We start from the raw sequence: 13,121 nt of genomic DNA on the forward strand, positions 1-13,121 counted from the left end.
ATCTCCGCGTGGACTACCCGAACGACCAGGCCCCCGGCGCCCCCGTCCGCTCCGGCATCCCGGAGCACGGCCGCATCCCCAAGTACTACGCGGTGAAAGCCCAAATCGCCGCGCTCGTCGACGAGTTGAGGGAGGGCGCGGTGATCCCCACCGAGCGCGACCTCACCGAGCGGTACGAGGTCGCCCGCGAGACCGTCCGGCAGGCGCTGCGCGAACTCGTCCTGGAGGGCAGGCTGCGCCGGCAGCGGCCTACGCCGACCTCGTCGACGGCGGCCGGGTCACCGCCCTCCCCGGCGCCCGCGAGACCATCGAGACCCTCAAGTCCCAAGGCCGCACAGTGGTGTTGACGACCGGCTTCGCCCGCACCACCCAGGACGCGATCCTGGCCGCCCTCGGCTGGCAGGACCTCGCGCACCTCACGCTGTGCCCCGCCGACGCCGGCGGCCGGGGACGCCCGTACCCGGACATGGTCCTCACCGCGTTCCTGCGGACGGGCGCCGCGGACGCCGTAGGACAGACGGCCGTCGTCGGCGACACCTCGTACGACATGCTCAGCGGCGTCCGCGCCGGCGCAGGCATGGTCGCCGGTGTGCTCACCGGGGCACACCGGCGCGACGCGCTGAGCGGGGCGGGCGCGACGCACGTCCTCGGCTCGGTCGCCGAACTGCCCGCGCTGCTGGCGGAGTTGACGCCCGGGAATCAGACCAGGTCGACGATGTCCGCGATGGAGTCCACGACCTTCGTGGGGCGGTAGGGGTAGCGGTCGAGGTCGGCCCTGGTCGTCAGACCGGTCAGCACCAGGAAAGTCGTCATACCGGCTTCCAGCCCGGCCAGCACATCGGTGTCCATGCGGTCGCCGATCATGGCGCTGGTCTCCGAGTGCGCGCCGATGGTGTTCAGCGCGCTGCGCATCATCAGGGGGTTCGGCTTGCCGACGAAGTACGGCTCCTTGCCGGTGGCCTTGGTGATCAGCGCGGCGACCGAGCCGGTCGCGGGGAGGGCGCCCTCGGGGGAGGGGCCGGTGTTGTCGGGGTTGGTGGCGATGAACCGGGCCCCGTCGTTGATCAGCCGGATCGCCTTGGTCAGCGCTTCGAAGGAGTAGGTCCGCGTCTCGCCCAGGATCACGAAGTCGGGGTCCGAGTCGGTCAGCACGTAACCGGCGTCGTGCAGCGCCGTCGTCAGTCCGGCCTCGCCGATGACGTAGGCGGTGCCGCCGGGGTGCTGGTTGTCCAGGAACGCGGCGGTGGCCAGGGCCGAGGTCCAGATGTTCTCCACCGGCACCTCCAGACCGATCCGGTTCAGCCGGGCGTGCAGGTCGCGCGCGGTGTAGATCGAGTTGTTGGTGAGGACCAGGAACGGACGCCCGGTCTCCCGCAGCTTCTTGATGAACGCGTCCGCGCCGGGCACCGGGACGCCCTCGTGCATCAGCACCCCGTCCATGTCGGTGAGCCACGATTCGATGGGCTTGCGCTCTGTCATGGTGACCATGCTATTCACTTCCGCTTCCACCTCCCCCATACGGAGCAATCGGGCCCCGCCAGGGATGCGCGACCGGGTGACGAGGAGGAGTCTCCAGTTATCTGGAGGTTCACGATGGGCTCACTGAAAGTCACTCTCTGTGCGGGCGCGGCGGTCCTCGCGGCGCTCACCCCGACGGCGTACGCGGCGGACGGAGGCACTGTCTCCGTGACCCCCGCGTCCCCCGCCCCCGGCGCCGACGTAGCGCTCAGGATCAGCGGCTGCTCCGGTACGACGGGCTCGGCGGTGTCGGACGCGTTCGTCGCCGACGCGAAACTCGTCGGCACGGCCGGCACCCTCGCCGGCGAGACCCAGGTCCGCTCCTCGCTGGAACCGGGCAGCTACGACGTGAAGATCACCTGCGGCAGCGTGACGGTGAAGGGCGCGATCAAGGTCGTAGCGAATGAATCCGGATCCCCCTCCTCCCCGCCCCCCGCCTCCCCCGCCTCCCCCGCCGCCCCCGTCCACGCGGGCGGTGGCGGTACCGCGCACCTCTCCGCCACGGACGCCCGCGCGGCCGGTCCCGGTACCGTGCACGCGGTGGTCGGGCTGTTGCTGGCCGGTGTTGCCGCGACGGCCGTGGCGCTGCGCAGCGCCCGCCGGAGCCGTAGGCCCAGCCGGACAGACTGACCGGCCATGTTCGATCACGACCGGCCCGCCGAGCACGAGCGCTCCACCGGCACCGGACGGCTGCTGACCGGCGTGGCCTGGGCCATGCTGCTGCTCGGCCTGTGGCTGTGGGGCCAGGACCTGACCGACATACGGCAGGGCATATCCGCGCCGACCACCGGCGACGTGGCCGCGGTCGGCCGCCCCGCCGAGGCCGAACTCCCGCCCGCCGCAAAGCCGTTGGGCAATGCCCTGCCGCAGCGCATCGACATCCCCGACCTCGCCGTACAGGCGCCCGTCGTGACCCGCGGCCTCGACGCGCAGGGCGCGGTCGACCCACCGCCGTTCGACCAGGCCGGTGTGGTCGGCTGGTACGGCGGCGGGGTGCGGCCGGGGGCCGCCGGCACCGCGCTGATGGTCGGGCACGTCGACACCGAGACCCGGCCCGCCGTCTTCTACAAGCTCAGCACGCTGCGCCCGGGCCGCGTCATCCGGGTCGTCCGCGACGACGGCAAGGTCGCCGACTTCACCGTCGACGACGTACGGGTGCTGACCCGCGCCCACTTCGACGCCCAACAGGCCTACGGCACAAGGCAGTCGGGCCGCGCCGAGCTGCGCCTCATCACCTGCGGCGGCACCTTCGACCGCGCCGACCGCAGCTACACGGCGAACGTCGTCGTGTCCGCCTACCTCACCGGAACCGGGGTGTGACAACCGAGCCCGGCCGACGACCCGCTTCCCCCCTGAAGCCGCCGACCGGGCTGGTCCTCGACCGCACGCGCACGGGTTGCGGGAGTAACCCGGCGAACGGCGCGGGAGGTCTGGAAAACCAGTGGTGGAGGATGTGGACCGGCCGGGGGCTAGGACCGTTGGGAATGACTCTAGAACGAATGAGCGCCCGGGCCTAGAGGGTGAATGACGCCATGTCCCGATGCGGTAGCTCCCTGTCATATGCACAGGTGGTCGATGCCGCTACGGAGCCCTCAACTCGGCATCGTCCACGCCCCGTTCGATCACCGACCGCGCGACCCGCTCCAGCGGCAGCCGGCGCTGCCGCGCGTAGCGGCGCAGCGCGACGAACGCCTCATCGGTGCCGACCTGCCAGCGCTCCGCGAGCATCCCCTTGGCCTGCTCGATCCGTACCCGGCTCGACAGTGCCTCCTGCAACTGCCCGGCCAGGGACCGGTATTGGGTATACGCGCGATGGTTCTGCAGCCCCAGCCCCGCCGCGTCGGCCAACGCCTGTGCCACCACCAACTCCCAACGGCCGCCGTCCGGCTCGTCGTTGGGCAGCGTCGGCACGAACACGTTGAGCGCGCCGAGCAGTGTGTCCCGGCGGCGCACCGGCACCGCGAAGGTCGCCGCGACGCCGTGCCGCAGCGCCCGTTCGGTGAACTCCGGCCAGCGGGCGGCGGCATGGGCCACCCCGATCGACACCGGAGCTACGGCACGCCCGGAGCCGTAGCTCTCCAGACAGGGCCCGCCACCGTGCTGGGCCGCCAGCAGATCGAGCGCCACCGCCTCCCGATGGCTGCTCCCGGCCAGCGACACGGCCTCCCCGCCGTCGATCAGCATCACCCCGGCCGTCCACGCGGACAGCAGCTCCACGCAGTGGTCGGACAGCCGGCGCAGATAGTCCGCGGTGTCGAAGGTCTCGGTGAGGGTGTCGGCCGCCTCCACCAGCGCCGCGGCGAGCCGGCCCTCCCGGGTCGTGTGGTGCATGACGGCCACCTTCCCCTGCCCTTGGGCCGGGCGCCTACCCAACAGGGCGGGGCTGTAACAACCGGCCGACAACATCCCGGGCGTTCTCGTGGGCGGCACGCCACGTATGTCACGATTGAGCCTTGGATCGGTACAGCCAAGGGGGAGTTGGATGTACGGCAGCCAGGGGACCCCGGTCCCCTTCGGCACACGGGCGTCGGCACTGGTCCTGGGGGCGGCACTGCTCCTCGCGGGATGTTCCTCGGGGGGCGGGGACAAGAAGCCCGACGCGGGAGCGAAGATCACGCAACAGTCCGGCGGCAGCGACCCGATCTGGGTCAACCCGGACACCAACGCGGCCCGGCAGGTCGCCGCCTACACCAAGGCCGGCAAGACCGCCGACGCCGAACAGATCAGGAAGATCGCCGAACAGCCGACCGGCGAGTGGATCGGCCCGGAGAACCCGAAGGCGGAGGCCCAGGGCTTCACCGAGGCCGCCGACAAGGCCGGCCGCACCGCGCTCCTCGTCCTCTACAACATCCCGCACCGCGACTGCGGCCAGTACTCCCAGGGCGGCGCGGGCGACGGCGACTCCTACCGCGCCTGGATCGACGCCGTGGCCCAGGGCATCGCCGACCGCTCCGCCACGGTGATCCTCGAACCGGACGCCCTGCTCCACCTGGTGGACGGCTGCACCCCCGCCCAGTACCAGGACGAGCGCTACGACCTCCTGAACTACGCCATCACCAAGCTCAAGTCCCTCAAGCAGACGAAGGTCTACCTCGACGCCGGAAACGCAGGCTGGGGCCACCCCGACGAGATCTACCAGCCCCTCCAGCGAGCGGGTATCGCCAAGGCCGACGGCTTCGCGGTGAACGTCTCCAACTTCTACTCCACCGAGGACTCCATCGCGTACGGCAGACAACTCTCGGCCAAGACCGACAACAAACACTTCGTCATCGACACCAGCCGAAACGGCAACGGACCGTATACGGCAGGAGACGAGGACAAGAACTGGTGCAATCCCCCGGGCAGGTCCCTGGGCGAAACCCCGACCACCAAGACGGCAGACCCCTTGGTGGACGCCTACCTGTGGATCAAACGCCCGGGGGAGTCGGACGGCACCTGCAAGGGCGGCCCCAAGGCGGGCGATTGGTGGGCGAGTTACGCACTGAAGCTGGCCAAGTCCTCCAACTAGCGCACAGTCCCACGCCCCTGTTTTTTAGGGGCGCGGGGCTGTATCGATTTGCGGCTCCGCCGCGTGGGCGCGACCAGCCCCCACGCACCCGCGGCCAAAAGACAACCGCTACGGAACCTTCACCCAGAGCGCCTTACTCGGCGTCCCCTGATCGTCATCCACAAACAGCATGTACCACCCCGACTGCACCAAGTTCTTGTCCTTCGGCACAGTCACCGTGATCTTGTTCCCGGACGTCTTGAAGTCCAGCGCAATAGACCGCTGATCCACATCCGTGACATGCGTGGACGCACTCGGCCGAATCAACCGCACCTTCTTGATCGAAGAAGCATGTTGCGAGGTGAACGTCCCCGACGCCCCCCGAGCAATCGACTCCGGCCCCCCGGAAATGTCCGGCCGAGAATCCCGGTACAGATACGGCGGCGTGTAGATCTCGATCCGCTGCTCGAAAACCCCCGGCTTCGTGTTCGCCTTGTCCGCGTACAACGAGTTGGACCCGAAGAACATCACCCGCCCGTCCGGCAGCAGAATCGACCCGGAGTGATAGTTCCGCCCCACCAGCGGATCGGCGACCTTCTCAAAGGTATTCGTGTCGGGGTGGTACAGCCGCGCCTGAAGGATGTCGGAGTCACTGCGCCCCCGATAGTCCTCAGAACCGCCCGACACCAGCACGGTGTCGTCCGGCAGGATCGACGTCTGCGGATACCGCGTGCCCTTCTCCAGCGAGGGCCCGTCCACGAACTTCGGGTCGGCGTCCTTCAGATCGACCAGCCGCGTCCTGTTGGTCGACAACTTGGACTCACCGACACCCCCGCCCCCGATCACCATGTACTTCTCGTCCTGCGCCGGAGACAGCAGCACGGTCGCCGAGGTCTCCAGCATGTTCGGATCACTGAGCCCGGGAATCCTGGTGAACTGATTGGTGTCGACGTCCCAGATCCCGGGATCACGCCCCACGTTGTCCGGCCCGTACCCCGCGTTCGACCCCGAGTAGAACAGCTTCCCGTTCTCCATCAGGAACAGCGCCGGATACGTGGGGAACTGCCGCTTGGTCTTCGTGTACGTCCACTTCTTGGTCGCGGGATCGAAGATCTCGTTCTTCCCCGGCACCAACTGCCCGATGTCATCGAGCCCGGAGACGCTGAGCACCTTCCCATCGCTCAGCGTCGTCAACGTCGGATACCACCGAGCCTCGTTCATCGGATCGACCTTGATGTACTTCTCGGCGACCGGATCGAACTCGTACGCGTTCTTGATTCCCTCGAAGTCCCGCTTGTCGAGCCCGAACTTGTTCCCGATGCCGTAGGTGTTGCGCTCGTCGGCGCCGGTCAGCCCCTGGACGCGGTAGTTGTCCTGGGTGCCGGTCTCGTACTTGGTGCCCTCCTTGGGCGCCTCTACGACGACCCGGGCGTAACCGGGGTTGTTCCGCAGGAACCTGCCGGTCTTCTTGTCGAACACCTTCGTCGCGCGCGGGATGAGGACCGAGTCCGTGGAGACGAACGACTTGCCGTTCGCCTTGCCGGTGAACTTCGTGCCCTTGGGCAGTGTCATCGGCTTGTCGGGGTTCTCGTTGTAGAGAATCATCACGCCCCCGGCCTTTCTCACATCCCCCTTCAGCTTCTCGTACTTCTGGGTGCCGCCCGCGATCAGCAGGTTGCCGTTGGCGAGTTGGGTGTGCCCGGTGCAGAACAGGTCGGCCGGGGTGGGCACCTTCTTGATGGTGCCCTTGACCGGATCCCAGATCCGGGTGTCGAACTTCTTCGCGTTGAAGTTGTCCTGGTTGTTGCCCGACCCGGCGATGAGCAGCACCTTGCCGGTGCGCAGCAGCGCCGCGTGAATGGTGTCCTGCCGGTACTCCTTCGGGAACTGGATGATGTCCCAGTGCCCGTTGTCGGCTTTGTACTCGGGCTTGTTGATGACGTACTGGTGGTATCTCTCGGTGCCGAATCTGTACAGCCAGGGTCCGTTCATCCCGGCCAGGGCGATGACGACCACCGTGCTGATCGCGAGTCGACGGGCACGGCGCCGGCCGGCTTCCTTCATTCCTTACGTCCCCCCGGTCCACCGAGCGCGATCTGCATCGTCTGCTCGCTGTTGGTGGCCGAGGCCGCCCAACTGGGCTTCTGCTGGGGCACATGCGAGGCCTGCACCGGCTGCGGCGGGACGGCGTCCCGGGGTTCGTCCGGGATTGCGGGCGGCTGCTTCTTCTCCTGGCGCAGCATGTACCGCCAGGCCAGGATCGGCGACGCGGTGATCAGCAGGGCGAACGTGGCCCAGGTGATCATCGCCGGGTGGGAGTGCCCGTTCTCGAACCCGGCCATCAGCGAGCCGCCGAAGATCAGGATGAAGAACCAGTGCACCCGGAACGTCCCGAACAGCGTGTCGGGGCTGGCCGAGTCACCCTTCGGTGTCACGACGAACTTGCTCTTGCGGCGCAGTACGGCGTCCAAGAGCGAGCGCGCGTAAATCGGCGCCGACAGCGCGGACATCACCATGCCGGCGACCCCGCCCGACCCCTCCGGTTCGTGCGGGGAGACGTTGTGCCGCCGGTTCCAGATGTAGAGGCCGATCTGCAGCGCGGACGCGTTGCCGTAGAGCATCAGCCACATCGTCGGGTCGATGTTCACACCCGAGGCGCCCAGGCCCAGGAACAGGGCGCAACTCAGCGCCGCCAGTATCCAGTTGAGGGCGGACATCGGGTAGAAGATGATCATCATGGTGTAGTTGAAGAGCTTGCCCGGAGGCATCGAGAAGAAGCCCTTCCAGTACTGCTTGAGGATTGTCTCGTACGTCCCGCGGGACCACCGGAGTTGCTGGGTGAAGAAGTCCGTCCAGGCGCTGGGGCCTTCGCCGACCGCGAGCACGTCCGGTGTGTAGACCGACTTCCACTTCTTCCCGGTGGCCGGGTTCTTGGCCCGGTGCATCTCGAAGCCGGTGGCCATGTCCTCGGTGATCGAGTCGTACAGCCCGCCGATCTGCTGAAGTGCCTTGATCCGTACGGCGTTCGAGGTGCCGACGAACATCGGCGAGCCGTATCGGTTGCCGGCCCGCTGGATCAGGGCGTGGAAGAGGAACTGCTGCGACTCGGCGGCCTTGGTGACCGGGGTGTCGTAATTGCCGTACACCTGGGGGCCGATGACGAAGCCGACGTCCGGGTCGCGGAAGAAACCCAGCATCCGCTCCAGGTAGTTGGGCAGCGGTACGTGGTCGGTGTCGACGGAGGCGAAGTAGTCGTACTCGTCGCCGTGCGCCTCCAGCCAGGCGTTGTAGTTGCCGTGCTTGGTCTTCGCGCGGTTGGGCCCCTTGGGCCGGTTCCACTTCTCGATTCCCTTGCGGGTGAAGTGATGTACGCCGAGCCGCCCGCACACCGCCTTGACCTCGGGGTCGTCGCCCTCGTCCAGCAGCCACACGTGCAGAAGCCCCCGGTGGCGCAGCCGTACGGCCGCCTCCAAGGTCTTCGTGACCATCTCCAGGGGCTCCTTGCCGGGCACGAACGTCGTGATGAACGCGACTCTCGTGCCGGTCTCGGGCACCACCGGGATCGGGTCGCGGGCGACCAGCGTGGCGTGCGCGTTGGACAGCACGTTCATGCAGCGGAAGAACTCGATCAGACCGATCGCGACCAGCATCACGATGTCCAGCGCGGGCAGGAAGTCGTAGGCGGGATAGTCGCGTTGGGTCCAGTGCTTGGGCTGCAGCAGCCAGCCCAGCAGGATCAGGGACAGCAGCGGCGCCGCACCCAGCATGAGCGCGGCGCGGACGCGGTGCGTCTCCTGCGACAGCAGCGACCGGTACTGGACCTTGTACGGCTTGTCCGGGGCGGGCTGGGTGAGGGGTCCCGCAAGGCGGCTGTAGTGCTCGTAGTCGTATCTCGGAAGCGTCTTCTTGATCCGGCGGAAGCTGCCGGTCCGGTGTCCCGGGACTCTGAGTTCGGTGGTTTGTGACGGGTCGAAGCCCTGTCGGGCGCCCGTCGGCGTCGACGTCATGAGTCATCCCCCCACACGCGGAAACGCGCGTGTCTGTTTGTCGCGGCCGCCCGTCAGGGTCCCCCTCGACTCACGACGGGCGTGTCAGTGGTGGCCACAGTCACCACACAGTCCACTCACAAAGACATGCGACTGCGACCGTCCGGTTGCGCGATGCCCCCTCCGACATCTGTTCCCGGGCGGGGCCCCTCCTCCCCGCGAAACAGCGCAACCGGTTCCGTACCCCCTCAACTGCCGTGTACCGACAGCATCTTCAAAACCAGGGTTCTACGGTGTTCATCTTGATCGCAAGACACGAAACGCGGTGTTTACCGGTCATACGCGTTCATTGGGGCGCTTGTGGGGATCATGTGGAGTCGTTGTGGACAGTCTTGTGCGCACGTTGTCGAAGTGTTCCCTTATGGCCCTCTCGGCGCGCTTCGCATCCCCGGACCGGACCGCGTCGAGGATCTCCCGGTGCTGGCGGCAGGTGACCTCGGGGTCCTGCGGGCCGGTGGCGAGATCGGCGCGGACGCGGTGGAAGGCGTCCCAGAAGGCTTCCAGGACCTCGCTCAGCAGCGCGTTGTCCAGCCCCCGGTAGAGAGTGGCGTGAAAGGCGCGGTCGGTGGCCGCGAGCCCCACTCCCTCGGCGGCCTCCCGCTCCATCTGCCGTACCAGTGCGTCGAGTTCGACGAGATCCCGCTCGGGCAGCCGCCCCGCGAGCCGGGCGACGAGCCCCGACTCCACCGCCTCCCGCAGTTCGAGCAGCTGCAGCAGACTGTCCTCGCCCCGGTAGTGCCCGACGACGGTACGGAACGCGAGGCCCTCGACCATCGGCGCGAGCGACATCGGGCCGACGTACGTCCCGAACCCGTGCCTGATCTCGACGATCCCCATCGCCTGCAGGGCCTTGAGCGCCTCGCGCACCGAGTTCCGGCTCGCGCCGAGGAATACCATCAGCTCGGGCTCGGTCGGCAGCGGGGCCCCGGAGGGCAGCCGACGGTCGAGGATGAGCTTCTTGATCCGCTCCTGGAGGTCACGGGCTGCCATGGCGAGAGGGTATCCGGCCAAACGGGGGGAGGCCTGTGTTCCGTCCATGCAAAAGGCCCCCCGCAGTGCGGAGGGCCTCCGGCGCCGCGAGGGACTTCGGGGTCAGGCTTTCGGCCACGGTCAGCGTGGTACCGGGGCGAGGGGGTGTGGGTGGCGGAGCCCCCGCCGCGCGCGGTGAAGCCGCGCAAAAACGACGATAGCGAGGCCGCTTCGCGCTTTCCGCGAACATGCCTCGCCATCGCTAGCGTGCGCCGCCAGGGACTCGAACCCCGGACCCGCTGATTAAGAGTCAGCTGCTCTAACCAACTGAGCTAGCGGCGCCTGCTGACCTGCACAACCCTACCGGACGTGGAGGGGTGCTCCTCACCACCCCCTCGGGCTCCCGGCGGGCCCCTGTACATCATTCGGACCGTCAACATGCGAGTCCGGAAGACAGTTGAGAAACTGGCGGACGTGTACGAGTGCGGAATTTTCCACCTGGAGTGTGAGGGGCATCGCATGGAGACTCCGGTATTCGAGGAATTCGATCCCGCGAGCGATTGTGATTGCCCAGGATGTGTTCACCGGCGGCGCGCCCTGCCGCATTCCCCGACCGACCGCACCGGTGGCCGGCCCGCTGCCCAGCGGGTCCTGGTCGTGGCCGCCGCCGCGTCCGCGGCCCTTGCCGCCGGGCACGCCGTACCGGCCCTCGCCGCTCCCCACGTCTCGCCCCACCCCGGCATCCCCGCAGGTGACACGGGTGACGAGCCCGCCACCCCGCAGGGCGCCAAGGCCCCGCTGCACGGCCCGAGCGGGAAACCGGCGAAGCCGGCCGGTGTCCTCAAGGCGCCCGCGACCACCCGCGCGGAGATCATCAACCGGGCCAAGACCTGGATCGCGGCGCAGGTGCCGTACAGCATGGACGAATACTGGTCCGACGGTTACCGGCAGGACTGCTCGGGGTTCGTCTCGATGGCCTGGGGGCTGCCGGGGAACGAATGGACCGGCAGCCTCGACCAGTACGGGACGCGCATTTCCAAGGAGGAACTGCAGCCCGGCGACATTCTGCTGTTCCACAATCCGGAGAATCCCGAGAAGGGCTCCCACGTCGTCATCTTCGGCGGCTGGACCGACTACACGCACACCTACTACATCGCCCTGGAGGAGACCCCCCCACACGCCCGGCGCCAGTCCACGCCGTACGCGTACTGGAGCCACTCCGCCAACTACGTCCCCTACCGCTACAAGGGCCTGACGGCGAGCGCGGCGGAGGTGACCCCGAAGCCCGCGGTGCCCCCGGTGACACCGGCCGGCGCGGTCACGCGGAAGACGGCGTACCCGGGAGCGGCGTATTTCGGCCCCGGCGCCGACAACAAGTACGTCACCCAGCTCGGCACGATGCTCGTCGCCCGCGGTGCCGGCGCCTACTACACCGCGGGTCCCGGCCCGGTCTGGTCGGACGCGGACCGGCTGGCCATCCAGGCGTTCCAGAAGGCCCAGGGCTGGACCGGCGCGGACGCGGACGGCCTGCCGGGACCGCTGACCTGGGAACTGCTGATCACCGGCAAGGGCAGGAACATCGGCGGCGCGGTGGTGGGGGCGGCGGGCCCGCCCGGTGCCCCGGCGACCTCGCAGGGTGTCCCCGGCTATCCCGGCCGGGGCGTGTTCCGCCCCGGCGCGACCAACAAGTACGTCACCGAGCTCGGAAAGCAGCTGGTCAAGAAGGGCTTCGGCAAGTACTACACGACCGGCCCGGGACCGCGCTGGGGCGAGCCGGACCGGCGCAACGTCGAGGCCTTCCAGCGCGCCCAGGGCTGGCGGGGCGGCGCGGCGGACGGCTACCCGGGGCCGGAGACCTGGCGCCGGCTCTTCTCGTAACCACGTTCATCCCCACCCGTTGTGACGCATCTGGCGCGGAGGCTGGAGGCAACCATGAGTACGACGACCACTTCACAGACGCCCGAGAACGAGGAACCCGCGGGGCCGCCCGAAGCGGTGCAGGCCCGTCCCGCGCGCCTCATCCAGAACGAGGCGACCACCGAGATCCCCGTCCACCTGCTCTTCCGCGACGACCCCGACCCGGTGTCGTTGCCGCTCCGACCCGCCGTCGTAGGACGCAGACAGGGCACCGGCGAACAGCGGCGCTTCCGCCGCCCCCTCCCGGCCAAGCCGCGCCCGGCGCCGGAGGTCGACCCCGAGCTGGTGGAGCGGCCGGCCCGGGTGCTGCCCGGCACGGCGGGCGTGCTCGCCGGCTCCTGCGGACTCGCCGGCTGTCTCGCCACCTCGTGGTGGGCGGGCGTCCTGTCCCCGCTCGCGGCCGACGCGCTACGACTGCCGGTCTACGCCGGTGCCGGGCTCGGTCCCGCGCAGTGGGCCGCGTACGCCGGGGCCGGCGTGCTCGGGCTGTTCGGCTTCGGCGGACTGGCCCGGGGCCGTACCGGACGGGCCTGGGTGCTCGGCCTGTTCGGGCGGTACCGGGGGACCGTCCGGCGCACCGGGCTGATGTGGGTCAACCCGCTGCTGCTGCGCCGCCGGGTCGACGTACGGCTGCGGCACTGGCGCAGCGAACCGATGCCGGCCGCCGACGCGAACGGGGTCGCGCTGCGGGTCGCCGTGCTCGTGGTGTGGCGGGTGCGGGACACCGCGCGGGCCACGCTCGGGGTCGAGGACCACGAGACGTATCTGCGCGAGTGCGTGGAGGCGGCGCTGACCCGGGTGCCCGTGGAGCCGCCGGGCGGTGGCGCGAAGGGCGCGGCCGAACTGGCCGTCGACGCGCTGACCCGGCTGGTCGCGGCGGACGCGGGGCCGGTCGGCATCGAGGTGTTCTCGGTGCAACCGCTGCGCGTCGAGTACGCCCCGGAGGTGGCCGCGGCGATGACCCGCCGCCGTATCGCCACGCTGGACGCGCAGCAGCGGGCGACGATGCTCACATCGGTGGTCGACTCGGTGGAGGACACCGTCACCCGGCTGACCATGCGCGGTCTGGTGGAGCTGGACGACTACGAACGCAAGGCGCTGGTCAAGGACTTGACGGTCGCGTTCTGCTCGGGGCGGGGGGAAGCGGCGCGGTGACGGACCTGGAGACGTCCATGGAGACGGAC

The 13,121-nt window shown here is 69.0% G+C and carries 10 protein-coding genes, 1 tRNA gene and 2 pseudogenes; 7 read left to right on the forward strand and 6 right to left on the reverse strand.

Annotation, left to right across the window (positions count from 1 at the left end):
- Positions 1 to 8: 8 nt before the first annotated feature.
- A pseudogene (locus tag OH768_RS32565) lies at positions 9 to 245 on the forward strand (GntR family transcriptional regulator); the annotation flags it as partial.
- A pseudogene (locus OH768_RS32570) lies at positions 245 to 754 on the forward strand (HAD family hydrolase); the annotation flags it as partial. The pseudogenes OH768_RS32565 and OH768_RS32570, both read left to right, overlap by 1 nt.
- Here OH768_RS32570 and OH768_RS32575 read toward each other — a convergent pair.
- Positions 700 to 1,479 carry an HAD-IIA family hydrolase gene (locus OH768_RS32575; protein WP_200717370.1) on the reverse strand — a complete coding sequence of 260 codons (780 nt, stop codon included), beginning with the start codon at positions 1,477 to 1,479 and terminating at the stop codon, positions 700 to 702. The pseudogene OH768_RS32570 and the gene OH768_RS32575 overlap by 55 nt on opposite strands.
- 114 nt (positions 1,480 to 1,593) lie before the next feature.
- Here OH768_RS32575 and OH768_RS32580 point away from each other — a divergent pair, with 114 nt between their 5' ends.
- The gene (locus OH768_RS32580; protein ID WP_406459511.1) at positions 1,594 to 2,148 is read left to right on the forward strand and encodes a hypothetical protein; all 555 of its coding nucleotides are present in this window, start codon (positions 1,594 to 1,596) and stop codon (positions 2,146 to 2,148) included.
- Positions 2,149 to 2,154: 6 nt separating this feature from the next.
- Positions 2,155 to 2,838: a class F sortase gene (locus OH768_RS32585; RefSeq protein ID WP_406459512.1), complete on the forward strand. Its 684-nt coding sequence runs from the start codon at positions 2,155 to 2,157 to the stop codon at positions 2,836 to 2,838.
- A gap of 261 nt (positions 2,839 to 3,099) precedes the next feature.
- Here the strand turns inward: OH768_RS32585 and OH768_RS32590 are convergent, their stop codons facing one another.
- Positions 3,100 to 3,849, reverse strand: coding sequence for an ANTAR domain-containing response regulator (locus OH768_RS32590; RefSeq protein WP_406459513.1), 750 nt, complete (start codon positions 3,847 to 3,849; stop codon positions 3,100 to 3,102).
- Positions 3,850 to 4,000: 151 nt separating this feature from the next.
- Here OH768_RS32590 and OH768_RS32595 point away from each other — a divergent pair, with 151 nt between their 5' ends.
- A complete protein-coding gene (locus OH768_RS32595) occupies positions 4,001 to 5,026 on the forward strand; it encodes a glycoside hydrolase family 6 protein (RefSeq protein ID WP_406459514.1) in 1,026 nt (341 codons plus the stop codon).
- Positions 5,027 to 5,134: 108 nt separating this feature from the next.
- On the opposite strand, the gene OH768_RS32600 is transcribed toward OH768_RS32595, so the two are convergent.
- From OH768_RS32600 to OH768_RS32615, 4 genes are all read right to left on the reverse strand, one after another.
- Complete coding sequence (locus OH768_RS32600) at positions 5,135 to 7,069, reverse strand: galactose oxidase-like domain-containing protein (RefSeq protein WP_406459515.1); 1,935 nt, start codon at positions 7,067 to 7,069, stop codon at positions 5,135 to 5,137.
- Positions 7,066 to 9,012: a glycosyltransferase family 2 protein gene (locus tag OH768_RS32605; protein WP_406459516.1), complete on the reverse strand. Its 1,947-nt coding sequence runs from the start codon at positions 9,010 to 9,012 to the stop codon at positions 7,066 to 7,068. Before OH768_RS32605 ends, OH768_RS32600 begins: the two co-directional genes overlap by 4 nt.
- 315 nt (positions 9,013 to 9,327) lie before the next feature.
- Positions 9,328 to 10,041: a FadR/GntR family transcriptional regulator gene (locus OH768_RS32610; RefSeq protein ID WP_406459517.1), complete on the reverse strand. Its 714-nt coding sequence runs from the start codon at positions 10,039 to 10,041 to the stop codon at positions 9,328 to 9,330.
- Between the two features lie 247 nt (positions 10,042 to 10,288).
- Positions 10,289 to 10,362 (reverse strand) — tRNA-Lys (locus OH768_RS32615).
- 177 nt (positions 10,363 to 10,539) lie between these two features.
- On the opposite strand from OH768_RS32615, the gene OH768_RS32620 reads away from it, so the two are divergent.
- On the forward strand, positions 10,540 to 11,898 hold the full coding sequence (locus tag OH768_RS32620) for a peptidoglycan-binding protein (protein WP_406459518.1): 1,359 nt from the start codon (positions 10,540 to 10,542) through the stop codon (positions 11,896 to 11,898).
- Between the two features lie 54 nt (positions 11,899 to 11,952).
- Positions 11,953 to 13,092 carry an SPFH domain-containing protein gene (locus tag OH768_RS32625; RefSeq protein WP_406459519.1) on the forward strand — a complete coding sequence of 380 codons (1,140 nt, stop codon included), beginning with the start codon at positions 11,953 to 11,955 and terminating at the stop codon, positions 13,090 to 13,092.
- The last annotated feature ends 29 nt before the right edge of the window (positions 13,093 to 13,121 follow it).

This window comes from Streptomyces sp. NBC_01622, assembly GCF_045209635.1.
GTDB lineage: Bacteria > Actinomycetota > Actinomycetes > Streptomycetales > Streptomycetaceae > Streptomyces.

Excerpts from the sequence above, each read along its gene's own strand:
- OH768_RS32575 (WP_200717370.1), bottom strand. The coding sequence starts at position 1,479 with ATGACAGAGCGCAAGCCCATCGAATCGTGGCTCACCGACATGGACGGG.
- OH768_RS32580 (WP_406459511.1), top strand. The coding sequence starts at position 1,594 with ATGGGCTCACTGAAAGTCACTCTCTGTGCGGGCGCGGCGGTCCTCGCG.
- OH768_RS32585 (WP_406459512.1), top strand. The coding sequence starts at position 2,155 with ATGTTCGATCACGACCGGCCCGCCGAGCACGAGCGCTCCACCGGCACC.
- OH768_RS32590 (WP_406459513.1), bottom strand. The coding sequence starts at position 3,849 with ATGCACCACACGACCCGGGAGGGCCGGCTCGCCGCGGCGCTGGTGGAG.
- OH768_RS32595 (WP_406459514.1), top strand. The coding sequence starts at position 4,001 with ATGTACGGCAGCCAGGGGACCCCGGTCCCCTTCGGCACACGGGCGTCG.
- OH768_RS32600 (WP_406459515.1), bottom strand. The coding sequence starts at position 7,069 with ATGAAGGAAGCCGGCCGGCGCCGTGCCCGTCGACTCGCGATCAGCACG.
- OH768_RS32605 (WP_406459516.1), bottom strand. The coding sequence starts at position 9,012 with ATGACGTCGACGCCGACGGGCGCCCGACAGGGCTTCGACCCGTCACAA.
- OH768_RS32610 (WP_406459517.1), bottom strand. The coding sequence starts at position 10,041 with ATGGCAGCCCGTGACCTCCAGGAGCGGATCAAGAAGCTCATCCTCGAC.
- OH768_RS32620 (WP_406459518.1), top strand. The coding sequence starts at position 10,540 with ATGGAGACTCCGGTATTCGAGGAATTCGATCCCGCGAGCGATTGTGAT.
- OH768_RS32625 (WP_406459519.1), top strand. The coding sequence starts at position 11,953 with ATGAGTACGACGACCACTTCACAGACGCCCGAGAACGAGGAACCCGCG.